Raw genomic sequence first — 25,719 nt, 5'->3', positions numbered from 1 at the left:
GGGGATGCGGTAATGGGGAGCGAGCGTTGGCGGCAGGTTCGTGAACTGTTTGACGCCATCTGCGAGCTGCCGCGCGAGCAATGGCAGCAAGCACTCGCGGCGGGCAGCGACGATCCGGCTGTCCGCGATGAAGTGCTGCAGCTGCTGCGCTCGCAGACAGTAGGTCTTAGCCGGGTCAGCAATCGTCTGGACACTGCACTGGCGCGTGCTTTGGCGCCGGAACTGGGTGTAGGCGAGCGGCTAGGACCATGGCGGCTGACCGAGCGCATCGCGCATGGCGGCATGGGCACGGTGTTCAAGGCTGAGCGCGCAGACGGTCTTTACCAGCGTACGGTTGCCATCAAGCTGTTGCATGGCATGCCGGGCGCCACTGAGGTGGAGCTGCTTGGCGCCGAGCGGCAGGTGCTGGCTGGCCTGCAGTTGCCCAATGTTGCGCGCCTTTACGATGGCGGCACTACGCCGGATGGGCATCCCTACCTGGTGATGGAGTACATCGACGGTGTGCCGCTGGATTGTTGGTGCTCCGAGCAGGCCTTGGGCCTGCAGCAACGACTTACGCTGTTCCTGGAAATCTGCAGCATCGTGCAGTCTGCGCACGAACAGCTGGTGCTGCATTGCGATCTCAAACCTCCCAACGTGCTGGTGCAGGCCAATGGCCAGCCGGTGCTGTTGGACTTTGGTCTGGCGCGACTGCTCAACGAGGCGCGTGACAAACGCGACTCCGGCTACTGCACCCCGGGCTATGCCAGCCCGGAGTTGATCGCTGGGCATACCGTCGGTGCGGCCAGCGATGTCTACAGTCTTGGCGTGATGTTGCTGGAGTTGCTGTCCACCCAACCATCGATGCGCGAGGCGCAGAACACCGGTGAGGCATTGATCGCGCCCAGTGCCAATACACCGGCTGACCTGTCCTGGCGGCGGCGCCTGCGTGGCGATCTGGATGCCATCGTCGCACGTGCCTGCGCCACTGACATCGCCCTGCGTTATCGCTCGGTTGAAGCCTTGATGGCTGACCTGCGCCGCTATCAGGAGATGCAGCCGGTACTTGCGCGCAACGGTGGCCGCTTGTACCACCTCGGGAAAGCACTGCGTCGGAACTGGCAGGGCACGGCGATCGGTGTCGGTGTGAGTGCGCTGCTTGCGGTGTTCGTGTTCGGTTTGTGGGAGACCCGGCGGCAGGCGCAGGAAGAAGCGGTTGTGGCGCAACAAATCAGCAACTTCATGGTGGGCATGTTTGAAACCGCTGATCCGTTCCTACGCACCGAACGCGGTGCCGAGGAATTGAGTTCGCGGCAACTGCTGGACAAGGCCACGTTGCAGGTCGCGCGTGACCTGGCTGATGCCCCAGCGCAGTTGGCACGAATGCGCGCGGTGCTGGGTGTTGCCTATCAGAACGCTGGCGCCTCGCACCAAGCCGACACACTGCTGCAACAAGCGTATGCGGGCTTCATGGATCCGCGCGTCGCGCGGCCGCTGGATGCTGCCAATGTGCTGGCGGATCTGTCCGTGCAGAAGACACTTGATGGTGATGGTGAGCAGGGACGACAGTTGGCGGCGCAGGGCCTGGATCTGATTGGAGGCAAGGCGCCAGCGTTGGTGCAGGCGCGCCTGTACAGCGCCAAGGGGCTGGCCTTGGTGAATCAGCAGCATTTTGATCTGGGTGAAGCCGCCTTCAATAGGGCGACGTCGCTGTATCAGGATGTGAAGGATGTAGACGTCAGCGCCGAGACAAGTGAGTTGTCGTACAACATGGGCCTGATGTACCTGCGCTGGGGACGGCAGCCATCGGCAGAACAGGAGTTCCGGCGGATGCTGGAAAACCTGCATGGCCGTCGTACCAGTCTGGCGTTGGCTGCCGAAACGCGGTTGGCGCAGATACTCCGCGAGCAAGGCAAGTACGAACAGGCGTTACCGCTGCTGAAAACAGGTATGCAGTATGCGCTGGAGCTGTACGGTGCGGAGAGCAGCTTTGTCCGGATGCAGTACGACGGTCTCGCGGACCTGTACCGGGATTCCGGTGACTACGCGGCGGCGGAGCTGCATTACCAGAAGCGGAATGCCTTGAGTGCACGCCTGGATGGGGAAGAGTCTGTCGAGTACTCGATGGGCCTGTTCAATTACGGTTCGTTGAAAGTGCTGCGCGGCGAGCTGGCGGCGGGCGAAGCGTTGTATCGGCAGTCATGGTTGATCCGCAAGCAGAAATTGGGGGAGGACTCGCCTACCAGCCTGCGTGCCGAAAGTGAGTTGGCGCGCCTGCTGATGCGCGATGGGCGGATGGGCGAGGCTGGGGTGATGCTGGAACACGCTGACAAGGGCTTGAGCCAGAGCTTGCCGGCCGATGCGCCCGGCCGCGTGCAGGCCCATTTGAACTGGATTGACTGGCATGTGCGCAGCGGGAAGCTGGCACAGGCGCGACAAATGCTCGATCGAATGGACTCACCAATAGCAGAGGAACTGCAGCTGCGGATGCTGGGCATCCGCGCCGATCTGGCGGTGCGGCAGGGCGAGGGCGAGCAAGCGCTGGCTTTGCGCAGGACTGCGGTGGAGTTTGCCGGCAGCAAGCAGGGCAAAGACAGCGCTGCTGTTGTCGAGACGAGTCTGGCGCTGGCCGAATCCCTGCTGCAGGTGGGGCATGCGCGTCAGGCCAAGGAAGAGCTGCAGCGCGTGCTGCTGCTGATAGGGCGGCTGCAGGTTGCCGGTTCGCCGGATCGACGCAAGCTGGACGGGCTGCTGCTGCTGGCCGAGCAGAATCTAAGCGGACCTTAGCCGCAGCTGCAAAGGCAGGGCAGCTCGGTGCCGCTGGTCAGCCCTGCTCGCGCACGATCTCGACCAGTCGCTGGCCATAACGGGCCAGCTTGCTGCCGCCAATACCGCCTACCTTGCCGAGTGCATCGACGCTGGTTGGGCGCTGCTCGGCGATGTTGCGCAGGGTGCTGTCGTGGAAGATCACGAATGCCGGCACGTTCTGTTCGCGTGCCAGTTCCGCACGCAGCCCGCGCAGCGCCTGGAACAGCGACAGATCGCCAGCCTGCACCGGCAGACCGGTGCGCGGGCCGCCGCGCTCGCGCTCGCGGGTTGGAGCAGCGTCGCGGCGCATCATCATCTGCCGGCGGCCAGTGAGTACATCGCGGCTGGCATCGGTCAGGCGCAGGCCGCCGTGGCTTTCCGGATCCACTTCCAGCAGGCTGGCGGCGACCAGCTGGCGGAACACGCCCCGCCAGGCGCGCGCATCCAGATCATTGCCGATGGCGTAGGTGCTGAGTTTTTCGTGGCCGAGTTGGCGGATGCGTTCGTTGTCGCTGCCGCGCAGGATGTCGATCAGGTGGCCGACGCCAAAACGCTGGCCGCTGCGATACACGCAGCTCAGCGCCTTCTGCGCCGGAATGGTCGCGTCCCAGGCGGCGGGCGGGGTGAGGCAGTTGTCGCAGTTGCCGCAGGGCTTGGGATAGGTTTCGCCGAAGCCGGCCAGCAGCACCTGACGGCGGCATTGCATGGATTCGCAATAGCCGAGCAGATGGTCGAGCTTGGAGCGCTCGAGCTGCTTGCGCTCCTCGCCGGCCTCGGACTGCTCGATCATCTGCTTGAGCAGCACCACGTCGCCCAGCCCGTAGCACAGCCAGGCTTCGGCAGCCTCGCCATCGCGGCCGGCGCGGCCGGTTTCCTGATAATAGCCTTCCATCGATTTGGGCAGGTCGGTATGCGCGACAAAGCGCACGTCCGGTTTATCGATGCCCATGCCGAAGGCAATGGTGGCGCACATCACGATGCCGTCCTCGCGCAGGAAACGGCGCTGGTTGGCGGCACGTACCTCGGCCGGCATGCCGGCGTGATAGGGCAATGCCTGCATGCCTTCGCCACACAGGAACTGTGCGGTCTCCTCGACCTTGCGCCGTGACATGCAATAGACAATGCCGGCCTCATCGCGATGGTTGCGCAGGAAGCCCAGCAGCTGGCGCTTGGCGTTGTCCTTCTGCACCACCGTGTAACGGATGTTGGGGCGGTCGAAGGAACTGACAAAATGCTGGGCCGTGGACAGCGCCAGACGCTCGGCGATTTCACGCTGGGTAGGCGGATCGGCGGTGGCGGTCAGGGCGATCCGTGGCACCTCCGGCCAGCGCTCATGCAGGACCGTCAGCTGGCGGTATTCGGGGCGGAAGTCGTGCCCCCATTGCGAGACGCAATGGGCCTCATCGATGGCGAACAGCGAGATGTGTGCGCGGCTCAGCAGCGACAGGAAGCGCCCGGTCAGCAGGCGCTCGGGGGCGACGTAGAGCAGCTTCAGCTCGCCGGCCAGCAGCTCGCGCTCGACCCGTGCGGCGGTTTCTGCGTCCAACGTGGAATTGAGGAACTCGGCGCGGACACCGACCTGGTGCAGCGCCTCCACCTGGTCCTGCATCAAGGCGATCAGCGGCGAGATGACGATGCCGCAGCCCTCACGCAGCAGCGCCGGGATCTGATAGCAAAGAGATTTGCCGCCGCCGGTCGGCATCAATACCAAGGCATCGTTGCCACTGGCAACGTGCTCGACGATGGCCTGCTGATCGCCGCGGAAACTGTCGTAACCGAAAACGCTGGAAAGCAGTTGTTGCGCGGGACTCTGGGGCATTGCGCTAGTTTACCCGCTGGCGGCCCACGCTGAATGACCGATACAGCGTCAGCCCCGCCGCCGGGGCCATTTCAGGATTGCGGCCAAGCCCCGTAGTGCCGAGCCATGCTCGGCAGGAGCTTTACCGATAAATCCCTGTAGAGCCGAGCCATGCTCGGCTGAGGCCTTGCCGACAAAGCCCCTGCCGAGCATGGCTCGGCACTACAGGTACTGCGCCGAACCCTTTACTGCAATAGGGATCGCAGCATCCACGCATACTTTTCATGGATCTGCAGGCGCTGGGTCAGCAGGTCCTCGCTGGGCGCGTCGTCGGCGTCATCGGCCTGGTCCAGTACCTTGCGCGCGGTACGGCAGACCGCTTCATTGCCGACCACCAGCTGGCGCACCATCTCGCGCCAATCGGCGCTGTCATTCAGGCCCGGCTCCTCGGCAATCGAGGTCAGTGCAGCGAACTCGCGGTACGAACCCGGCGCGTTGAAGCCCAGCGCGCGGATGCGCTCGGCGATCTCGTCCAGGGCGTTCCACTGTTCGGTGTACTGGTCCATGAACATGTTGTGCAGCGAGTTGAACATCGACCCGGTGACGTTCCAATGGAAATTGTGGGTCTTCAGGTACAGCGTGTAGGAATCGGCAAGGAAGTGTGAAAGGCCGTCGGCGACCTTCTTGCGATCCGAGTCCTTGATCCCGATATCTACAGCAGGTGCCGAGGGTGCGGCCGCTGCCAGTTTTTTCTTGCCGATTTCCGTCTTGGTGACGGCTGCTGCTGCGGCCTGCTTCTTCTTGCCGGCTTCTGGTTTGCTGCTGTTCTTGGCCTTGGCCATGACGCTTTTCTCCTTGGCGGGTTGAATGGCTTCACAATAGCGCTCTGGGCACCATACCTGTATTTCAAGTTTTGACGTTGAACGATTGATGAGCACTATCGAAAATGACCTGTCCGCGCGCCTGCGCGCCGCCCGCCCCGCCATTGACGGGGCGATGAGCCGTGACCGTGGGCGCCTGTTGGGGCTGCTGTCACGCTGGCAGGGCAAACCTGCGGATGCAGCGGCCGAGCAGGCGTTCCAGCAGCAGTTGCAGCGCTCGCACGCGCAGCGCCAGCAGCGCGCCGCGCGGCCGATCGCCATCACTATGGACGAAGCCCTGCCAATCGCGCGTGAGGCCGAGCAGATCAGTGCCTTGATCCGGGCCAACCAAGTGGTGGTCATCGCTGGCGAAACCGGTTCCGGCAAGACCACCCAGCTGCCCAAGCTGTGTCTGGCCGCCGGTCGCGGTGAGGCTGGGATGATCGGCTGCACCCAGCCGCGCCGTATCGCCGCCCGCGCGGTCGCCGCACGGGTGGCCGAGGAGCTGCAGACCGAGCTGGGCACGGTAGTCGGCTACCAGGTGCGTTTCACCGACAAGGTCGGTGAAGACAGCCGTATCAAGTTCATGACCGACGGCATCCTGCTGGCCGAGATCGCCTCGGACCGCTGGCTGTCGCGTTACGACACCTTGATCATCGACGAGGCGCACGAACGCAGCCTCAACATCGACTTCCTGTTGGGCTATCTGAAGCAGCTGCTGCGCAAGCGCCCGGACCTGAAGTTGATCGTGACCTCGGCCACCATCGATACCGAGCGTTTCTCGCGCCACTTCGACAACGCGCCGGTGGTCAATGTCGAAGGCCGAACCTATCCGGTCGAGGTACGCTACCGGCCGCTGGAAGAAATGGGCAAAAGTGCGGACAGCGCTGCCGCACCGGCGCGTGGCAAGCGTGTGGAAGCGGACAGCGAATCGGCGATGGATCCGGTTTCGGCCATTGTTGCTGCCGTCGATGAAATCACCCGCAGCGATGCGCGCGGTGATGTATTGATCTTCCTGCCGGGTGAGCGCGAGATCCGCGATACCCACCAGGCACTGGAACGCCGCAAATACCGCGAGACCGAGGTGCTGCCGTTGTACGCGCGGCTGTCGGCCAAGGATCAGGACCGGGTTTTCAATCCCGGCCCGAAGCGACGCGTGGTGCTGACCACCAACGTCGCCGAAACCTCGCTGACGGTGCCGCGCATCCGATACGTGGTCGATCCTGGCTATGCGCGGGTCAAACGCTACAGCCCGCGGCAGAAACTCGATCGCCTGCATATCGAGCCGGTATCGCAGGCCAGCGCCAACCAGCGTAAAGGCCGCTGCGGGCGTATCTCCGAGGGTGTGTGCTATCGGCTGTATTCGGAGGCGGATTTCCTGAGTCGGCCGGAGTTCACCGATCCGGAGATCCGCCGTTCCTCGTTGTCCGGCGTGATCCTGCGCATGCTGCAGTTGGGTCTGGGCAAGATCGACGAATTCCCGTTCCTGGAAGCGCCGGACGAACGCGCGGTGGCCGACGGCTGGCAGCAGCTGGCTGAGCTTGGCGCCATCGACGAGGAGCGCAAGCTCACCGACATCGGCCGGCAGATGTCGCGCTTGCCGGTGGACGTGAAACTGGCACGCATGTTGGTGGCCGCGCACAAGGGTGGTTGCCTGCGCGAGATGCTGGTGATCGCCTCCTTCCTCGGTATCCAGGACCCGCGTGAGCGGCCGCCGGAAGCGCGCGAGGCGGCCGACAACGCACATGCCTTGTTTGCCGACGCGCGCTCCGAATTCATCGGCATTCTGCGGTTGTGGAATGCGTATCGCGATGCCCACGAAGACCTCACCCAGTCCAAGCTGCGCGACTGGTGCGGGCGCCATTTCCTCGGTTTCCTGCGCATGCGCGAATGGCGTGAACTGCACCGCCAGCTACGCCTGCTGTGCGAGGAGCTGGGCTGGGCGATGGGCGAGGATGAGAGCTTCGGCAAGGCGTTGTTGTCGGCGCCGCCGGCGTTGCCTGCTGGGGGTGATGTTGAGGCGAAACGCAAGGCGACGAGGGGTGAGCAGCATAAGGCCGCACGTCTTGCCCGCGAGGGAGCAAAACCGGGGTCAGAGTCGGGTTTCCCCATTGCTCCTCCGGCGCCTGCGAAAAAAGGGAGGAAACCCGACTCTGACCCCGGTTTTGCCTCTGCCTCAATCCCGGACAAGGTGCGCATAGCGGCTTATCAGACCCTGCACCGCGCGGTGCTGGCCGGCCTGCCAACCCAGATCGGTCATCGCACCGAGAAGGGCGATTTCCAGGCACCGCGTCAGCGTCGTTTCCATCTATTCCCGGGTTCGGCCCTGGCCAAGCGGCCACCGCCGTGGGTGCTCAGCGCCACGCTGCTGGATACGGCGCGCATATGGGGCATGACCAATGCCTCGATCGAGCCGGACTGGGTGATTGCGGAGCTGCCGCATCTGCTGGCGCGCAAGCACTTCGACCCACATTGGTCGCGTGCCCAGGGTCAGGTGCTGGCCTCCGAGCAGATCAGTCTGTTTGGCTTGGTGCTGGCACCGAAGAAGCCGTTGCACTACGGCCGTATCAACCCCGGCGAAGCCCACGACATCTTCGTGCGGCAGGCGCTGGTGACCGGTGAGATAAATACCCGCGCCGGCTTTGTCGCCGACAACATGAAGCTGCTGGAGCAGGCGCGCGAAGAGGAAGCCAAGCTACGCCGCGCAGGTATTGTTGCCGACGAGGACTGGCAGGCGCGCTGGTATCTGGATCGGGTGCCGTTGCATATCCATTCGGCCAACCTGCTTGATGGTTGGTGGAAGGCGTTGCCGCCGGAACAACGCCGTAGCCTGTATTGGTCGCTTACCGATCTGTTGCCGGGCGAGGGCAGTGAGCAGGATCGTTACCCGAAGTATTTCCCGCTGGGCGATGCCCGGCTGGCGATGCATTACCGCTTCGAGCCGGGCAGTGAGGAGGATGGCGTCACTCTCGATGTACCGCTGCACCTGCTCAATGCATTGGACCCGGCGCGGCTGTCGTGGCTTGCGCCCGGCTTTGTCGCGGAAAAGGCTTCGGCCTTGATCCGCAGCCTGCCCAAGGTGATGCGCCGCAACTATGTGCCGGCGCCGGACTTTGGTCGTGCGTTTGCCGAAGCCTGGGCGCAGCCTTCGGCTGACGACATCCGTGGCGAGCTGGCGCGCTTCCTGTCCAAGGCTACCGGTGCGGTGGTTGCTGCGACGGACTTTGATGTGGAATCAATGGACCCGCATCTGCGCATGAATCTGCGGCTGTTTGAAGTGACATCTGGTAACGCAGCACGCGGAAAATCGGCTGCTTCCGGCGAAAACGACGGCATGAAGCTGTTGGCCATGTCGCGTGACCTGGACGCGCTGCGGGCCCGTTTCGGTGAGCGCGCCGGTAGCGCGTTTGCCGCACGTGCAGGCGCGGCGTTGGCCGCGGAAGGCCTGCGTGACTTCCCAAGTACGGCCATTCCCGAGCAGGTTCCGGGTGAAGCCGGGGTACCGGCCTATCCGGCGCTGGTCGATACCGGCGATGCCGCCGCGCTGCGGATCTTCGCCGACCAGAATGAAGCCGCATTGGCGCATCCGCAGGGCGTACGCCGCCTGCTGGAGATCGCTTTGGCTGACAAGCTCAAACAGGCACGCAAACAGCTGCCGGTGTCACCCAAGACCGGCCTGTTGTATGCGTCCATCGAGTCGCAGGAACGGCTGCGTGGCGATCTGGTCGATGCCGCGGTAAACGCGGTGTTGGCCGATGGATTGGAAGCGATACGCACACCGGAAGCCTTCCAACAACGCTGCGCTGATGCCGGCAAGCGTCTGTTCGGTGAAGCGATGGAGCGGCTCAAGCTGGCCGAGAGCATCCTCGGTCTGACCGGTGAGTTGAAGCCGCAGCTGGAGTCTCCATTGATGGGTTGGGCGCGCGGCAATCTGGACGATATGCAGGCGCAGTTGGCCGGTTTGGTGCATGCCGGGTTTCTACGCGAGACCCCGGCCGATGCGCTGGCGCAGTTCCCGCGCTATCTGAAGGCGATGATCCTGCGTGCCGAACGCGCGAAGCGTGATCCGCCGCGCGACCAGGCGCGCATGCTGGAGTTAAAACCTTTCGTTGATGCCTTGCAGGAGGCGCGTGGGCAAGGCCTGGCGCAGCGCCCGCAATGGGCGGCCTTGCGCTGGGATATCGAGGAGCTGCGGGTGTCGTTGTTCGCCCAGGAGCTGGGCTTCCGTTCCGGCATCTCGGCCAAGAAGCTGGCGCAGCGGGTGGCAGCACTGCGCAGCTGAGCGCAGCTGCGTTCAGCGTACGGCTGCTGCTCCCGGGCGGTACTGCTGGACGCAGGCGCGACGTGCAGTGTTCATCTGCGTATGGGCGCTGGCGTGTTCGCGGCTGATGGCCTGGCGGAAGGTTGCCATCCGTTCGCGCAAGGCCTTGCTGCGTTGTGCGTCCTCGGCGGCAGCGAGCTGTTCGTTGAGCATGCCCATCTGCTGCTGCAGGGTGCCGACACGGTCATTGGAGGAGCCATAGATGGACGCCGTTGCGGTGCTGATGCAGCTGCGCTCAGCCTCGCGCGCTTCTGCCAGCTCCCTGCTGTCGGCCGGCGCTGGTGCCGGCTCACCCTCGCCCTCAATGGTCATCTGCTGCGGCGCCGGGGCTGAAACCGGTGATTCACGCAGCTTCATCGGCTCGGCGCGGGCATCGCAGGGATGCTCGGAATACACGGTTTCGCCAGACTTTCCTTTGCATTTGTATACCTGTGCTGCCGCGCTGGCGGGCAGTGACAGCAACAGCAGGGTCAGAACGAATACGCGCATGGCGAAGGCAGGCTCACAGGGTAAAAAAACAGGGCGAACGCCTGCCCAGGCTGATGCGGCCAGGGCAGGGCAGGAACAGTTACTTGGTGCGCCGGACCTTGGCACGGGTATTGAGGCCATCGATCTGTAGATACCACACGTTCATCAGACCAGGTGTGATGCGCACTGTTGGGCTTTGCTTGCGCACGCCGCTGACGCTGGCTTCATCGGTCTGTTCCCAGACCTGGCCATTGTCCAGAGTGTACTGGCGGCCCTTTCCGAAGCCGCGGAACTCACCTTCCAAGCTTGCCTGGATGGGGTCCTTGGAACCGAAATCAAAAAAGCCGCGGTTCTTGACGATCACTTCCTGGCGGCCTGCTTCGCGCGCCTCTTCCACGGCAACGCTGGCAGCCTGTGCCACCTTGCCCTGCAGCCAGTTGTTGAGCGTGACCAGCTCTTCGGGGCTGAGTTTGTTCAAGCCGGCGGCATTGAATTCGGCAGCGGACATCTGCTGCTGCAGATCCCCCTGCACCACGCGCTGGGCGTGTGCATTGGTGAATGGGTACGACGACAAAGCGGTAGCGGCAAGCAGGACAGCAAGGCGGGGCAGCTTCATGAACATTGTTCCCAGAGAGGGTGGGCGCTAGTGTAGGGGCATCCGTCCGTAATTGAATGCTGTGAACAGTTCCCCCACCCCCGGTCTGGAAGCGCTGCTGCAGCGCGCCTCAACCCGTGCCGTGTCCGAGCCGCTGCGCCAGGCCTTGCTGGCCTGCTGGCAGCAAGCGGACATGGATGTGTCGCCGCGCCTGTCCTGGCCGGTACTTGCCGATACCCTGGATTCGCTGGCGCTGCTGTCCGCGGACGAAAGTGTGATCGTCGCCGCCCTGCTGTTCGACCTGCCTGGGCTGCGCGCGCGCGCGGCCGAGCTGCCGCTTGGGCCAAGTGCCGCGGCGGTGAACGGATTGCTGGACGGGCAGGAGGCTGCCGACCAGGTGTGGGCGCTGCACGCCGGTCGCGATGCTGGCCGCAACAGCGAAGGCCTGCGCCGGCTCCTGCTGGCTATCATCCATGACCTGCGGGTGGTGCCCATCCTGCTGTCGCGGCAACTGGCCTGCATGCGGGCGGCTGACAAGCTGCCAGCCGAAGAGCGCCGCGCGCTGGCCCAGCTGACCCGGGACATCCACGCACCGCTGGCCAACCGGCTGGGTATCTGGCAGTTGAAGTGGGAGCTGGAGGATCTGGCGTTCCGCTTCCTGGAGCCGGAAACCTACCGCCATATCGCCCGCGAGGTGGACGAAACCCGCATCGCCCGCGAGCGCTATGTGGAGGCAGTGAAGAAGAAACTGTCGGCGGCCTTGGCCGAGCAGGGCATCCGCGGCGAAGTCAGTGGCCGGCCCAAGCACATCTACAGCATCTGGCGGAAAATGCAGAAAAAACAGCTGGCCTTCGAGCAGCTGTACGATCTGCGCGCGGTGCGGGTGATGGTCGATGACGTTGGCGCCTGCTACGCCGCGCTGGGCGTGGTGCACGCGCTGTGGACGCCGATTCCGAGTGAGTTCGACGATTACATCGCGCGCCCCAAGGCCAATGACTACCGCTCCCTGCACACCGCGGTGATCGGCCCGGAAGGGCGCACCATCGAAGTGCAGATCCGTACCCATGAAATGCATGCGCAGGCTGAGCTGGGCGTGGCCGCGCACTGGAAGTACAAGGAAGGCGGCAAGGGCGCGGAGAAGTCCTTCGACCGCAAGATCACCTGGATGCGGCAGCTGCTGGAACAGGCGCAGGAGCCGGGCAGTGCGGATGATCTGGCCGGCGCGCTGGATGCCGAGCTGATCGAGGACCGGGTCTATGCGCTGAGTCCCAAAGGCGAGGTGATGGACCTGCCGGCCGGCGCCACCCCGCTGGATTTTGCTTACCACGTGCACACCATGGTCGGGCACCGCTGCCGCGGGGCCAAGATCAACGGCCGCATCGTGCCGCTGACCTACCGTCTGCGCAGCGGCGACCGGGTCGAGATCCTGACTGGCAAGGAGGCTGACCCACGTCGCGACTGGCTGCTGCTGTCCAATGGCTTCCTGGCCAGCGGGCGTTCGCGCGAAAAGGTACGCAACTGGTTCCACAAGCTCGACCGCGCCCGCAACGTGCAGGCCGGCCGCGAGCTGTTGGACCGCGAATTGAAGCGATTGGGCCTGCAGCATTCGGACCTGATGGTGGCGGCGCGCAAATTCCACGCCGACAGCGTCGACGATCTGTACATCCAGGTTGCGCTCGGCGACACCGGCCCCAACCAGGTCAGCCGCGCGCTGCTGGAGGCTGAAAAAGCCGCCTCGCAACCGGCAGCGCCGGCGCTGCCAAGGCCGACCGCGCGTCGCGGCAGCATCGGCAAGTCCGATTTCACCGTACAGGGCGTGGGCAATCTGCTGGTGCAGCTGGCACGTTGCTGCCAGCCGGTGGCGGGCGAACCGATCACCGGCTATCTCACCCGCACCCGTGGCGTCACCGTGCACCGCATGGATTGCGCGTCGCTCGCGCGCTTGTCGGCTGCGCATCCGGAGCGGGTGCTGCCGGTGGAATGGGGGCGTACCGGCACTGGCTATGAGGTGGATGTGATGGTGCGTGCGGTTGACCGGCGCTGGCTGTTGAAGGACATCACCAACCTGATCGCACAGGAAGATGCCTATGTGCTGGAGATCAACAGCGACAATGTGCGCGAGAGCGGACGCTTGCAATTGCGGCTGCGCTTGAAGGTAAGTGACTACGGCCAGCTATCCACCCTGCTGGGAAAACTCGACGCCTTGCCCGGCGTAGACGATGCGCGAAGGCTGGGATAGGTAAGCTTGGCGCATGGAGAACTGGCGTCAGCGCGGCCAACAGGGATTGGAGACATTCGGCGACAAGCTGCGGCTGTACGGGCGCTGGTGGGTGGCGCGTGGCTGGAACAGCCCGCGCGCCTGGCGTTCGATAGCCATCGGCGTAGCCGCCTTGGCACTGATATTGGCGTTGTTCCGGCAACCGCTGGCCGATTGGCTGTGGCCGGAAACCAAGATCCAGCAGCTGCTCGATGACGGTCGCCAGGCGCTGCGCGAGGGGCGTTTGAGTGCTGCCGATGGCCGCGGTGCGCGCGAGTTGTTCGAAGCTGCCGCGGCGCTGGACCCGGACCGCAGCGATGTGCAGAACGCGTTGGTGCAGACCGCACAGGCGGCGCTTGCGCAGGCGCGCAGGGAGTTGGTGGCGGGCGACCGCGAAGCTGCCGCGAGCAGCTTGGCGTTGGCGCGGCAGCTGCAGGCACCTTCTGCTGAGATTGATCTGCTCGCGGCCAAACTGCAGCACGCGGTACGCGGGCATGACGGGATCGAGCAGCTGTTGCAGCGGGCCGAGGCCGCGCAGGCGCAGGGCCGCTTGGACGATGCGGCGGACGCCGCCCTGCCGCTGTACCAGCGCGTGCTGGCGCTGCAGCCGGACAAGATGCAGGCGCTGGAAGGACGTGATGAAGTGCTGTCTGACCTGCTGACCCAGGCCACGCGGGCGGCCGATCGCGGTGATCTGGCCGCAGCGGCGGCCTTGCTGCAGCGGGTGGAGCGCTATGACGCCGGCCACGCCAATCTGCCGGCGGTCAAGGCAGTGATGAATGCCGCGTTGGAGCAACGACGCCAGCAGGGCGAGCGTGATCTGGCGCGTGGTCGCCTGCAGCGTGCAGCCGATGCATTCCAACAGGTGCTGGCGGCGGGTGAGGATCCAGCCGCACGTCAGGGTCTACAGCGCATCGCCCATGCACAGGTGCAGGAAGCACTGCGTTTGGCGGCCGATTTCCAGTTTGAGCCGGCCGAGCGCGCCCTGCAGCATGCGCGTCAGTTGGCGCCTGACAGCGCCGAACTGGGCGCCGCCGAGCAGGTATTGCAGCGCACCCGACAGGCCAGGCAATCAATGGAGGTGCCGGTCAGCGCGAGCGAGCGCGAGCGCCGCTTGAAGGCGCTGCTCAAACAACTCGAGGAAGCCGAGGCCCGCCAGCAATGGCTGTTGCCGCCAGGCAGCAGCGCCTACGACCGCTTCAAGGCTGCACAGGCGCTGGCGCCACAGGACCCGCGCGTCAAACGCGCGGCGGCAAGGATACTTCCAGCCGCGCGTACCTGCCTGGATGACAATCTGCGCGGCAATCGCCTGCGTGCAGCGCGTACCTGCCTGGATGCCTGGCAGGCGCTTGCCCCGACCGATCCGGCATTGGCACCGGCGCGACGTCGCTTGGCGCAGCGCTGGATCGCGGTTGGCAGCGAGCGCTTGGGAGGCGGCGACACCGCCTTTGCCCAACAGGCGCTGCTGCAGGCGCGTGAAATCGATCCGGCGACGCCGGAGATCGCCAGTTTCAACGAACGCGTCCGCAACGCCCTGCGCTGATCTTTGCGGGCGCTGTGATGGTATGAACCAGGTAGAGCCGAGCCATGCTCGGCTGAGGCTTTCCCGCTACAGCCCCAGCGCAGCATGGCTGCGTTCTACATAATTGCGCTCGATGATCCAGATTCAGGCCCTCAGCGGGCAACTGCACGCAACACCTGCGCAAGCTTCTTGACCGCGACTTCAAGCTCGCCGGGCGTATGCGCGGCGAATCCCATCAGGAAGCCTGCGGTCGCCGTCTCGTCTGACGCATGCAGACCACTCAGCCCAAGCAGGTCGATACCAGCACGGCGCGCGGCATCGACTGCCTGCTGTTCGGGAATGTCGCGGATGAAAACGCAGGGCATCTGCATGCCGCCATCGGGCACACGCGGCTCCACGAAGTCCTTTAGATACCTGCGCACCAGCTTCGCCAGCACATCACGGCGTTCGCAATAGATCGCGCGCATGGCGCGCACGTGCGCGCCGAAATGCCCGCCTTCCATGAAACGAGCCAGCGTCAGCTGTGGGATCGGTGCGCTATGCCCATCCAGCAAGGTGCGCGCGATGGTCATCGGCGCAACCAGCTCGGTCGGCAACACCATGAAGCCGATGCGCAGGCCAGGGAATAGCGACTTGGTGAAGGTACCGATGTAGATGCTGCGCTGGTGCGCATCCAATCCCTGCACGCAGGCCATTGGTCTGCCTGCGTAATGGAACTCGCTGTCGTAGTCGTCTTCGATGATCCAGGCCTGCTGTTGCCTGGCCCATTCGATGATCTGCAGGCGTCGTTCCAGCGCCAGCGTCGCGCCGCTGGGGAACTGGTGCGAGGGTGTCAGGAACACCGCCCGCGCGCGCTGCCGCGCGTCGCGCAGCAGGTCCACACGCATGCCATCGGCATCCACGGGTATGGGCGCGCAGTCCAGCCCGGCAGCATCAAACGCCTTGCGCGCACCGTGATAGGCGGGGTCCTCGATGAAGATCTGCTCGCCGGGATCGAGCAGCACGCTGGCACACAGGGTCAATGCCTGCTGTGAGCTGGTCACCACCAGCACCCGCTCCGGGCTGGCGTGGGCGCCGCGTTCCAGGTTGACGTAGTCGGCGATTGCCTTGCGCAGCGGCGCCATGCCTTGTGGCGGGCTATGCAACAGGGCAGCGCTGCCCCATTCCTTCAGCACCTGGCGTTGTAGTCGCTCCCAGATCGCCAAGGGGAAGTTGCGGGTTTCCGGCACGCCGGGAACGAATGCGCGCGGCGCAAGGAACTCACGCACCCCGCCATTGCGGTACATGGCAGCGCCGCGCTGGCTCAGCCGCAATGGTTGTTGCATGGAGCTGCTGCGGTGTGCGGTGCCGCGCCCACCCAGGCGGCGCGCACCCTCTGCGACGAAGCTGCCGCTGCCAACCCGGCGTTCAATGAAACCCTCGGCATGCAACTGGCCATAAGCCGCTTCCACCGTGTCGCGCGATACGCCCAGCGAGGCAGCAAGGGCGCGCGAAGCCGGCAACGATCTGCTCGCATCCAGGGCGCCGTCGAGGATCAGCTGGCGTACCGCGCGCTGGATGCGGACATGCAGTGGCAGGCTCCGCTGTGCCGGGTCGACGACCCAGGCCTTCACCGATTCAAGTTGTGCGTGCCTGAACAATTGGTCTGGCCTATGTGCAGAAAGTGGCGGGATCAATCAGGCCATTCTAGGCCTATAAAAACGGACCCGCCGCGCCGGCGTCCACCAGGAGCCCGAACTTCGCCATGCCGTCTGCCGCTGCTTCCTTCCGGGCCACGCGCCCGGCTGACCTGATCCATCCCATCGTTGCCGGGCTGGTCTCGGTCATCGTCAACTACGGTGGCACCTTCATCCTGGTATTCCAGGCGGCCAAGGTGGCCGGGCTCAGCCCCGAGCTGACCGCGTCCTGGGTGTGGTCGCTGTCGATTGGCGTTGGGGTCAGCGGGCTGCTGCTGAGCTGGCTGAGTCGTGCGCCGATCATCACCGCGTGGTCCACGCCTGCCGCAGCCTTTCTGGTAACGGCGCTGGCGACAACGCCGTACAACGAAGCGATCGGTGCTTACCTGATTTCAGCCGCTGCCTTCGTGGTGCTTGGCCTGTCGGGCTGGTTCGATCGGCTGATCCGGCTGATTCCTGCCGGGGTGGCCGCCGGTCTGCTGGCCGGCATCCTGTTGCAGTTCGGCACGCGTGCGTTTGCCGGGCTTGCGGTTGATCCGCTACTCGTAGGTCTGTTGATCGTGGCCTACCTGCTGCTGAAGCGCTTCAGTGCGCGCTATGCCATTGTCGGCATCCTGTTGTTGGGGCTTGCGTTCCTGTGGGTGCAGGGTCGGCTGGATCTGTCAGCGGTGTCGCTGCAGCTGGCCAAGCCGGTTCTGACCACGCCCGTGTTCTCGTTCAATGCGCTGCTCAGCGTGGCGCTGCCGTTGTTCCTGATCACCCTGACCGGCCAATACATGCCTGGCATGCTGGTACTGCGCAACGACGGCTTCAAGACCAGTGCCAATCCAATCGTGGCGGTCACTGGACTCGGCTCCCTGCTGATGGCGCCGTTCGGTTCGCATGCTTTCAATATCGCTGCGATAACCGCTGCAATCGCGACCGGCCGCGAAGCGCATGAAGACCCTTCGCGGCGTTGGATTGCCGGGGTTGCTGCGGGCCTGTGCTACATCCTGGTTGGGGTATTCGGGGTGACCTTGGCCGCGGTGTTCATGGCACTGCCTGCGACCTTCATTGCCACCCTGGCCGGGCTGGCACTGCTGGGCACGATAGGCGGCAGCCTGGCGACGGCGCTGGCCGAGCCGCGCACGCGCGAAGCGGCGCTGATCACTTTCCTGGCGGCAGCCGCCAACATCACCTTGCTCGGCATCGGTGGCGCGTTCTGGGGTCTGCTGATCGGTTTGCTGGCGCATGCCTTGCTGCATGGGCGCTGGTCGCCGCGAGGCCAGCCAGCCCACGCCAATGCCAACAAACAGGAGCAGGCCAATGGCTGATTCGTCATCAACCCAGACCCGGCACGCGCAACATGGGCGCTATCCACAGGCGGCGACGGTGGATGATTTCCGCCACAACCTGGCCGCGGTGCGGGCGCGAATGGATGCGGCCTGCGTGCGCGTTGGCCGCGATCCTGCGCAGGTGCGTCTGCTGCCGGTCAGCAAAACCAAACCCGAAGCCAGTCTGCGCCTGGCCCATGCCGCCGGCTGCCGCGTGCTGGGCGAAAACAAGGTGCAGGAGGCTGCAGGCAAATGGCAGGCCATGCAGGACCTGAGCGACCTGCAATGGTCGATCATCGGCCATCTGCAGACCAACAAGGCAAAACTCGTGGCGCGCTTCGCCAGCGAGTTCCAGGCGCTGGACAGCCTGCGTCTGGCCGAAGCACTTGAGCGTCGACTGCAGGTTGAAGGCCGTTCGCTGGATGTCTATGTGCAGGTCAATACCTCGGGCGAGGCCAGCAAGTACGGGCTGGCGCCCGACGCGGTGGCCGCGTATCTGCAGGCGCTGGGTGCCTATCCGGCGTTGCGCGTGCGTGGCCTGATGACGCTGGCGGTGTTCTCGGCCGAGGCCGCGCGTGTGCGCCGCTGCTTCGTGCAGCTGCGCGAACTGCGCGATCGGTTGCGGCAGGACACAACTGTTGGTGATTCGTTGAATGAATTGTCGATGGGCATGTCGGGCGATTTCGAGATCGCGATAGAAGAAGGTGCCACCGTGGTGCGCGTAGGTCAGGCGATATTCGGTGCGCGGCCGCTTCCAGACAGCTACTACTGGCCAAACAATGACGTGGCTGCGGAAACAGAGCAATGAAAACGGCCCTTGCCATACGTCATCTGCATTTTGAGGACCTCGGCAGCTTGCAGTCGCTGTTGCACGAGCGCGGCTACAGCGTGCGCTATCTGGAGGCAGCCAGCGATGATCTGCACATCCAGGAGGAACCCGACCTGCTGGTCGTGCTCGGCGGGCCGATAGCTGCATTCGACGAGCGCGAGTATCCATTTCTGCTTGATGAGCTGGCGTTGATCCAGCGGCAACTGCAGCGCAGGTTGCCGCTGTTGGGCATATGCCTCGGTGCGCAACTGATCGCACGCGCGCTGGGCGCGAATGTTGCCAGCATGGGTTTGAAAGAAATCGGCTTCGCGCCGTTGACGCTGACCGCGCAGGGCAGGGCTTCAGCGCTGGCTGCGTTGGAACAGGTGCCGGTGCTGCATTGGCACGGCGACCGCTTCGGGATTCCTCGGGGCGCGACGCTTCTGGCCGGGACCACGTTGTGCGCGAATCAGGCATTCAGCGTCGGTGAGCATGTGTTCGCGCTGCAGTGCCATCTGGAGGCGCAGCCGCAACAGATCGAACAGTGGCTGGTCGGACATGCCTGTGAGCTTGCCCACGCCGGTATCGATCCTTGCGTATTGCGCAGGCAGGCCGAGGCCGCAGCATCGAGCTTGCCATTGGCAGCGCGGGCGGTATTTGGCGCTTGGCTGGATGCGCTGCCGAGCCGGTAGCGGAGTCGAGCATTACACCGAACAACTCAAGCACAGGAGCAATCGCCATGTATGACACATCCAACGATCTGGCCGACTTCGACCCCGAGCTGGCGTCGGCACTGCAAGCCGAACAGCAGCGCCAGCATGATCACGTCGAACTGATCGCCTCTGAGAACTATGCCAGCCCGCTGGTGATGGCCATCCAGGATTCGGTGTTCACCAACAAGTACGCCGAGGGCTACCCCGGCAAGCGCTACTACAGCGGCTGTGAGAACGTGGATGTGGCCGAGCGGCTGGCGCTGGCACGGGTCAAGCAGCTGTTCAACTGCGACTACGCCAATGTGCAGCCGCATGCCGGGGCACAGGCCAATGCGGCGGTGTTTCTCGCGCTGGCCAATCCGGGTGACACGGTGATGGGCATGAACCTGGCGCAGGGCGGACATCTGACCCACGGCAACCCGTCCAATTTTTCGGGTCGTCACTACCGGATCGTGCCGTACGGGCTTGATCCGCGCAGCGGCCTGATCGACTACGACGAGATGGAGCGCATCGCTATGCAGAGCAGGCCGAAGTTGCTGATCGGTGGCTTCTCGGCATACTCACGGCACAAGGATTGGGCACGTATGCGTGCGATCGCCGACAAGGTCGGGGCACTGTTCTGGGTGGATATGGCACACGTGGCCGGACTGGTGGCGGCCGGCGAGTATCCGGACCCGTTGCCGCACGCGCATGTGGTGACCAGTACCACCCACAAGACCCTGCGCGGGCCGCGTGGCGGCATCATTCTGAGCAAGGGACAGGATGCCGATTTCTACAAGCGGCTGGATTCAGCTGTATTTCCGGGCATCCAGGGCGGGCCGCTGATGCATGTGATCGCGGCCAAGGCGATTGCCTTCAAGGAGGCGCTGCAGCCGGAGTTCAAGACCTACCAGCGGCAGGTGATCGACAATGCACGGGCGATGGCGGCGATGTTGCAGCAGCGTGGTTGCCAGATCGTCTCCGGCGGCACCGACAACCACCTGATGCTGATCGACCTGTCCAGCAAGCCGTTCACCGGCAAGGACGCGGATGCCGCGCTGGCCCGTGCCTGGATCACCACCAACAAGAACTCGGTACCCAACGACCCGCGTCCGCCATTCGTGACCTCAGGCGTGCGCATCGGCACACCTGCGGTAACCACGCGCGGCTTTGGCATCGCCGAATGCGAGCAGTTGGCCGGCCTGCTTGCCGATGTGCTCGACGGCTTGGAAGCGGGCAGGCTTGATAAGGTTGCCGAAGAGGTGCGTGAGCAGGTGTCGGCGCTGTGTAGGCGCTATCCGGTGTATGGCTGAAGCCGGTTGCTGCACACGTCGGCGAGTGTTGAGCGGATGAACTGGATGATCAGCGCGCGCAGTTTTTGCGCGCGCTGGCGTCTGGCGCAGATCATCGTGCAACGCGCGCTACGGATTGAGGAACACCCGCTGCACGGCGAGACGCGCAGCATCCATGGAGAAGTGCCTGGCGATATTGGCCAGGCCGTTGTCCGACAGGCGCTGCCATAGCGCGGCATCGTCATACAGATGCAGTATCGCAGCGGCAAATGCCTGGCTGCCATCAGCCACCAGTACGTCCTGGCCATCATGCAGGTGCATGCCTTCCACGCCGCAGGTGGTGGCAACAACCGGCTGGCCGTGGGCCATGCTCAGGTTGACCTTGCCCTTGACCCCCGCACCGAAGCGCAACGGTGCCACCGCAACGCGCATGCCGGTCATGAACGGCACTACATCCGGCACATAACCATGTACCTGCACGCCGGGGCTGGCGGCGGCCAGGGCATGGATGCTGTCTGGCACGTCGGCGCCGATACAATGGAAGCGGATCTCCGGACGCTGCGCGTGGATCAGCGGGAAGACTTCGCCAATGAACCAGGTCATCGCATCCAGATTCGGAGGATGGCGGAAGCCGCCGACAAAGACCAGGTCATGCCGCTGTGCCCAGCCTTCGCCAGCGCCGGCGACCTCATGCAGGTTGGAGATCAACTCCACACGCACCTGCGGTGCGTCGGTTGCCAGTTGTTCTTTCTCGGCAGCACTGACCAGCAGGGTCACATCGGTGGCGGCCATCACTGCCAGCTCGCTGGCGCGGGTGCGTTCGGCGCTGCGCAGCAGGCGATGGTCGCGGGCCAGCTCGGCACCGCGGCGTTCGCGCAGGTAGTGCAGATCGACGGTGTCGAAAACGGTACGCGCCTGCGGCGCGAACTGCTTCAGCAAGGGCAGGCATTCGTTGGCAACGTGGTAGCGGACCAGCATGACTACCGCGAAACGTTTGCCGTTGTCGCGCAGCCAGCTGCCGACGCGGTCGAGGAAGGGCGCATGCCAGACTTCCACGCCCATTGCCTGCAATGCTGCAGTGGCCGGGCTGGCGGGCTCGCCACGGGTGGGCAGGAATACCACATGCGCACCTTCAGCCAGCAGCATGCGGATCAGGTTGAACTGACGCAACGAGGCCGAGTCGCGGTCGGGCTGTGGCAGGCACTCATCGATGATCAGGATCTGCCGCTGCTGGCGATGCAACAGCGCTGGCGACGGTACGCTGCCGACTGCCGGCTGCGCGGCAAGCGCGTCCTGCCAGACCTTGGCAAACACCGCTTGATTGCGCACCTGGTAGGCCTTGACCCCGGTGCTGGTGTCGGTGCCATTGCTGGTGCCTTCGTCGTGAACGACGCGGCTGGCAGGCTGCACCAGTACGCGGCGTCCAGCGGCGCGTACCTTGAAGGCCAGATCGGTGTCTTCGTAGTAGGCCGGTGCATACACGCTGTCCAATCCGCCCAGTTCTTCAAACAATAGTCGCGGTATGGCCAGCACTGCGCCGGAACAATAGTCGGCATCGCGCAGTGCGCTGTAGCGGGGATCTTCGGCCGATTCAAAGCGGCCGTAGCTCCAGCAACTGCCATCGGCAAAGACCACGCCGCCGGATTCCTGCAGGCGACCATCCGGATACAGCAGCTGGGCCCCGACCAGGCCGGCGTCCGGCACGCGGGCGAAGGTCTCCAGCAGCGCATCCAGCCAGCCGGGCTGGGGAATGGTGTCGTTGTTCAGCAGTACCACATAGTCGCCGCGACTGAGTCGCAGGCCGTCGTTGCAGGCGGCAATGAAGCCACCGTTGTGCGCCCGCAGGTGGTAGCGCAGCCCTTCGATCTGCTGCATCCAGGCGCGGGTGCTGTCGCTGCTGCCGTCGTCGATCACCAGGATCTCGCAGCTGGCGGCGGGCGGATGCTCGGCCAGAGCGCGCAGGCAGGCCAGCGTATGTGCGCAATGGTTGTAAACCGGAATGACGATGCTGGCCGTTGGGCGCTCGCTGCTGGGCACACTGAACGGCGCAAACGGGGCGCTGGCAGGGAAGTACAGCGGTTCACGCTGAGCGGGTGGTTGGCGGCGGGTATGCACGCCAACCCGGTGCAGGGTTGCTCGCCAGCCGCGGGTGCGCAGGCTGGCCAGGCCCCGACGGACCAGGCCGATGATGCGATTGACGGCGTAACGCGCATCGGCCAGCGAAATCGACATTCCTTTGGAACTCCAGCTTAAGCAGGGGACTGACAGTCAACGCCCCCAGGGATGCGGCTGCGTTAGACTCATTACAAACCACATTCTCGCATCCCTGTGCCACGACGCCACGATTCCGACCAGTTCGACGACGATACCGACGGCAACAGCCCTGTGTGGCGGAGCCGCTTGATCACCTGGGGACTGGCCGCAGCCGCATTGGGGCTGGGCTTCATGATCCCCTATACGCTGTACCTGAACAGTCAGGTCAGCCAGCGTTTTGGTGAACTGCGTTGGCAGATCCCGACCCGCGTCTATGCACGGCCGCTGGTGCTCAGCCCGGGCACGGCGATGAACGCCAATACGCTGAAAACAGAGTTGGCGGCCTCTGGCTACCGCGATGACGGCACCGGCAACAGTCCCGGCACCTACAAGGCGCAGGGCGGCAGCTTCACCATTTCCAGCCGTGGCTACGTCGATGTGGACGGTAATGTCGCGGCCAAAAAGGTGGATGTCGTCGTCTCCGGCGGGCAGGTGGCCTCAGTGCGCGATGCAGGCAGCCGCAAGGCGCTGAAGGCCGCGCGCCTGGACCCGGCACGTATCGCTACCTTGTACGGGCAGAAGCAGGAAGAACGCCGGCTGGTACGGGTGGGTGAAGTTCCCGAGCTGCTGGTCACCGGCCTGCAGGCAGTGGAAGACAAGGACTTTGCCCGTCATCACGGTATCGATCTGAGCGGTATCGCGCGCGCCGTCTGGGTAACCATTCGTACCGGCGGTGAGACCAAGCAGGGCGCCAGCACCTTGACCCAGCAGCTGGCCCGCAGCGGCCTGCTTGGCATTGGCAAGGAACAGACGATCACCCGTAAATTCAACGAGGTGCTGTACGCGCTGATCATGGAAGCGCGCTACGACAAATCCACCATCCTTGAGGCCTACCTCAACCAGGTCTATCTGGGTCAGCGCGGCAAGCAGGCCATCCATGGGGTGTCGTCCGGTGCCGAGTTCTGGTTTGGCCGCGACCTCAACTCGCTGAGCAGCGAGCAGATCGCCTTGCTGATCGGCCTGGTCAAGGGCCCGTCGTTCTACGACCCACGGCGCAATCCCGAGAATGCGCTGGACCGCCGCAACTTCGTGCTGGGCAAGCTGCACGAAAACAAACTGATCGACGACGCCGAGTATCAGCGTGCGCTCAAGGCGCCACTGGGCGTGTCCAAGACGGCAGGTATCGCCGCCGCCAACCGCTTCCCGGCCTATGTGGATCTGGTGCGTCGCCAGCTGGGTAACGACTACCCGGAAAACGTGCTGCAAGGCGCCGGCTTGAATGTCTTCACTGGCATGTCGCCGTCGGCCCAGGCCTATGCCGAGGGCGCGGTGGCGCATACCATCAAGGCGCTGGAAAACAAGCGTCGCCCGGAGCTGCAGACCGGTCTGGTGGTGACTGACGTGCACAACGGTGATGTGCTGGCCGTGGTCGGCAGCCGTGATGTGTCCGAACCCGGTTTCAACCGCGCCATCGACGCGCAGCGGCAGGTTGGTTCGCTGCTCAAGCCTTTCGTTTACCTGCTGGCATTGGCGCAGCCGGATCGCTACTCGCTGGCCAGCTGGGTCGACGATTCACCGGTGACCGTCAAGCTCAGCCGCGGCCGCAACTGGACGCCGGGCAATGCCGACAACCGCAGCCACGGCACGGTGCGCTTGATCGATGCCCTGGCGCGCTCCTACAACCAGGCCACGGTGCGGGTTGGCATGCAGGTCGGTCCGGAACGGCTGACCCAGCTGATGAATGTCTTGGCCGGGCTCAAGGCCGAGTCCAATCCGGCGGTGATTCTCGGTTCCACCGACCAGAGTCCGTACGGCATGACCCAGCTGTACCAGTTCCTTGCCTCCGGTGGTGAAATCCAGCCGCTGCATGCGGTGCGTGGCGTGGTCGATGCACAGGGCAAGCTACTCAAGCGCTATGACAAGAGCCCTGCACCGGCCCAGGAAGGCGACTCGATCGCCGCCAACCTGATCAGCGTCGGCCTGCAACAAGTGGTCTCCAGCGGTACGGCCTCCGGCTTGAACGCCGATGGACTGTCGCGGCTGCAGGCCGCCGGCAAGACCGGTACCTCCAACGACGGCCGCGACAGCTGGTACGCCGGTTATACCGGCGATCATCTGGCGGTGATCTGGATGGGCAACGACCAGAACGAGCAGACCGGTTTGTTTGGTGCTTCCGGTGCGATGCGGGTGTGGTCGGGGATATTCCGCAACCTGCCCAGCAAGGCTCTGCACGTGAACAACAAGGGCTTGGACTGGCAGTACGTGGAAGCGGCAGGCAGCAATGCCACCGACGAATCCTGCCCGGGCGCGCGCCGCTTCCCGTTCGTGGTTGGCTATGCGCCGCAATACGTGCCTTGTGCGGTGCCCGCCGAAGTGCCGCTGGAAGAGGGTGCCGAGGGTGCGCAGGAGCAGTCCGGCGGTGGCTGGCGTGGTTGGTTGGGCCTGGACCGCAAGGAACCTGAACCGGCTGCGGCCCCCGCTGCACAGACGCCTGCGCGATAATCCTGCCCATGAATACCAAGTCTTTGATCCGCTACGCGCTGCTTGCTACTGCAGCTTCTCTGTCTCTTGCAGGCTGCATCAGCGCACCACCGGCAGCAAAGCCGGCGGTGGTGGACAACACCACGCCGGCACAGCGTTTGGCTGCGGTGGATGCCATCGCCGGCGTCGATGACACCGAGCTGTCAGTGCAGCCACTGCGCGATGCGCAGGTGGACGACCTGCGCCAGACCGCCATCGCCATGCGCAAGGCCGGTGACCTGGCCGGTGCAGCCGAAGCCTTGAACGAAGCCCTGCTGCAGGTGACCGATGACCCGGGCATCCTGCAGGAACGCGCCGAAATCGCGCTGCTGCAGGCTGACTGGCCGCGTGCCGAGACCTTGGCCAAAAAAGCCGTGGATCTGGGTTCGCGCACTGGTCCGCTGTGTCGTCGCCACTGGGCCACCATCGAACAATCGCGTCTGGCCCGCGCCGAGAAAGAGAATGCCGTCTCCGCGCATGCGCAGATCGAAGGCTGCACTGTGCCTGGGATCAAGCGCTTTTGAGCATGTCGGGAACCGGGAGTCGGGAATAGCGGA

At 64.5% G+C, this 25,719-nt stretch carries 16 protein-coding genes; 10 read left to right on the top strand and 6 right to left on the bottom strand.

What is annotated here, in order from left to right; all coding sequences use genetic code 11:
* Positions 1-12 precede the first annotated feature (12 nt).
* A complete protein-coding gene (locus ACVOLR_RS07560) occupies positions 13-2,766 on the top strand; it encodes a protein kinase domain-containing protein (RefSeq protein ID WP_481535896.1) in 2,754 nt (917 codons plus the stop codon).
* A 37-nt stretch (positions 2,767-2,803) separates the two neighbouring features.
* Here ACVOLR_RS07560 and recQ read toward each other — a convergent pair whose 3' ends face one another.
* The gene (gene recQ, locus ACVOLR_RS07555) at positions 2,804-4,606 is read right to left on the bottom strand and encodes a DNA helicase RecQ (RefSeq protein ID WP_481535895.1); all 1,803 of its coding nucleotides are present in this window, start codon (positions 4,604-4,606) and stop codon (positions 2,804-2,806) included.
* A 224-nt stretch (positions 4,607-4,830) separates the two neighbouring features.
* A complete protein-coding gene (locus ACVOLR_RS07550) occupies positions 4,831-5,427 on the bottom strand; it encodes a Dps family protein (RefSeq protein ID WP_481535894.1) in 597 nt (198 codons plus the stop codon).
* A gap of 88 nt (positions 5,428-5,515) precedes the next feature.
* Between ACVOLR_RS07550 and hrpA the strand changes: the two genes are divergently transcribed.
* Positions 5,516-9,727 (top strand): ATP-dependent RNA helicase HrpA, encoded by a 4,212-nt coding sequence (hrpA, locus tag ACVOLR_RS07545; RefSeq protein WP_481535893.1) that lies wholly within the window; start codon positions 5,516-5,518, stop codon positions 9,725-9,727.
* A 12-nt stretch (positions 9,728-9,739) separates the two neighbouring features.
* Here the strand turns inward: hrpA and ACVOLR_RS07540 are convergent, their stop codons facing one another.
* Positions 9,740-10,255: a DUF4124 domain-containing protein gene (locus tag ACVOLR_RS07540; RefSeq protein WP_481535892.1), complete on the bottom strand. Its 516-nt coding sequence runs from the start codon at positions 10,253-10,255 to the stop codon at positions 9,740-9,742.
* A 79-nt stretch (positions 10,256-10,334) separates the two neighbouring features.
* Positions 10,335-10,850, bottom strand: coding sequence for a hypothetical protein (locus tag ACVOLR_RS07535; RefSeq protein WP_481535891.1), 516 nt, complete (start codon positions 10,848-10,850; stop codon positions 10,335-10,337).
* 61 nt (positions 10,851-10,911) lie between these two features.
* Between ACVOLR_RS07535 and ACVOLR_RS07530 the strand changes: the two genes are divergently transcribed.
* A complete protein-coding gene (locus ACVOLR_RS07530) occupies positions 10,912-13,068 on the top strand; it encodes a RelA/SpoT family protein (protein WP_481535890.1) in 2,157 nt (718 codons plus the stop codon).
* Positions 13,069-13,081: 13 nt separating this feature from the next.
* Positions 13,082-14,629, top strand: a complete 1,548-nt coding sequence (locus ACVOLR_RS07525; protein WP_481535889.1) for a hypothetical protein — start codon at positions 13,082-13,084, stop codon at positions 14,627-14,629.
* Between the two features lie 131 nt (positions 14,630-14,760).
* Here the strand turns inward: ACVOLR_RS07525 and pdxR are convergent, their stop codons facing one another.
* Entirely contained in the window at positions 14,761-16,248 is a 1,488-nt protein-coding gene (pdxR, locus tag ACVOLR_RS07520; protein WP_481535888.1) for a MocR-like pyridoxine biosynthesis transcription factor PdxR, read from the bottom strand.
* Positions 16,249-16,352: 104 nt separating this feature from the next.
* Between pdxR and ACVOLR_RS07515 the strand changes: the two genes are divergently transcribed.
* Genes ACVOLR_RS07515 through glyA form a run of 4 tightly spaced genes read left to right on the top strand, consistent with a single transcriptional unit; the run spans position 16,353 to position 20,410 of the window.
* Positions 16,353-17,597 carry a benzoate/H(+) symporter BenE family transporter gene (locus ACVOLR_RS07515; protein WP_481535887.1) on the top strand — a complete coding sequence of 415 codons (1,245 nt, stop codon included), beginning with the start codon at positions 16,353-16,355 and terminating at the stop codon, positions 17,595-17,597.
* Entirely contained in the window at positions 17,590-18,405 is an 816-nt protein-coding gene (locus ACVOLR_RS07510; protein WP_481535886.1) for a YggS family pyridoxal phosphate-dependent enzyme, read from the top strand. The genes ACVOLR_RS07515 and ACVOLR_RS07510 overlap by 8 nt, the downstream gene beginning before the upstream one ends.
* Positions 18,402-19,097 (top strand): glutamine amidotransferase, encoded by a 696-nt coding sequence (locus ACVOLR_RS07505; RefSeq protein ID WP_481535885.1) that lies wholly within the window; start codon positions 18,402-18,404, stop codon positions 19,095-19,097. Before ACVOLR_RS07510 ends, ACVOLR_RS07505 begins: the two co-directional genes overlap by 4 nt.
* Positions 19,098-19,144: 47 nt before the next feature.
* Complete coding sequence (gene glyA / locus ACVOLR_RS07500; RefSeq protein WP_481535884.1) at positions 19,145-20,410, top strand: serine hydroxymethyltransferase; 1,266 nt, start codon at positions 19,145-19,147, stop codon at positions 20,408-20,410.
* Positions 20,411-20,518: 108 nt separating this feature from the next.
* Here the strand turns inward: glyA and ACVOLR_RS07495 are convergent, their stop codons facing one another.
* Positions 20,519-22,621: a glycosyltransferase gene (locus tag ACVOLR_RS07495; RefSeq protein ID WP_481535883.1), complete on the bottom strand. Its 2,103-nt coding sequence runs from the start codon at positions 22,619-22,621 to the stop codon at positions 20,519-20,521.
* A 96-nt stretch (positions 22,622-22,717) separates the two neighbouring features.
* Here ACVOLR_RS07495 and mrcB point away from each other — a divergent pair, with 96 nt between their 5' ends.
* Entirely contained in the window at positions 22,718-25,144 is a 2,427-nt protein-coding gene (gene mrcB, locus ACVOLR_RS07490) for a penicillin-binding protein 1B (protein WP_481516247.1), read from the top strand.
* 8 nt (positions 25,145-25,152) lie between these two features.
* Positions 25,153-25,686: a hypothetical protein gene (locus ACVOLR_RS07485; protein WP_481535882.1), complete on the top strand. Its 534-nt coding sequence runs from the start codon at positions 25,153-25,155 to the stop codon at positions 25,684-25,686.
* The last annotated feature ends 33 nt before the right edge of the window (positions 25,687-25,719 follow it).

This window comes from Stenotrophomonas sp. STEN030 (genome assembly GCF_056759995.1).
The sequence above is the reverse complement of the archived record's forward strand: the minus strand, read 5'-3'. Positions and strand labels throughout refer to the sequence as shown.